This window comes from Secundilactobacillus collinoides DSM 20515 = JCM 1123 (assembly GCF_001435975.1).
Classification (GTDB): Bacteria; Bacillota; Bacilli; order Lactobacillales; family Lactobacillaceae; genus Secundilactobacillus; species Secundilactobacillus collinoides.
The window spans coordinates 1-306 of the sequence record NZ_AYYR01000058.1 but is presented as its reverse complement, the minus strand read 5'-3'; the positions used below and the strand labels follow the sequence as shown (position 1 = coordinate 306).

Annotated in this window: 1 protein-coding gene; it reads left to right on the top strand. The window is 48.0% G+C overall.

Going from position 1 to position 306, the window contains the following annotated elements:
* Positions 1-306 (top strand): transposase (locus FC82_RS10510; RefSeq protein ID WP_162260943.1); only part of this gene is annotated, 306 nt, incomplete at both ends.

The window sequence follows — 306 nt, the reverse complement described above, 5'->3', positions numbered from 1 at the left end:
CTTTGATGAGTTCCGGTCAACTGGTAAGCATATGTCATTCATCTGCTGTGACGCTGATTCTCACCGTCTGGTCGTGACGTTGCCTGGTCGGCTGTCCGAGGAAATTATCGACTACTTTGAGAGCCGTTATTCGTTGACCGAACGGCAAGCCGTTAAAAGCGTGGTCGTCGATCTGAATGCCCAATACTGTCACTTTATTCATCGTCTTTTCCCCAACGCCAAGACGAGTATTGATCGGTTCCACATCATTCAATTAATTGGCCGGGCATTAGATACAGAACGCCTGCGTGTTTTACACGGCATTGA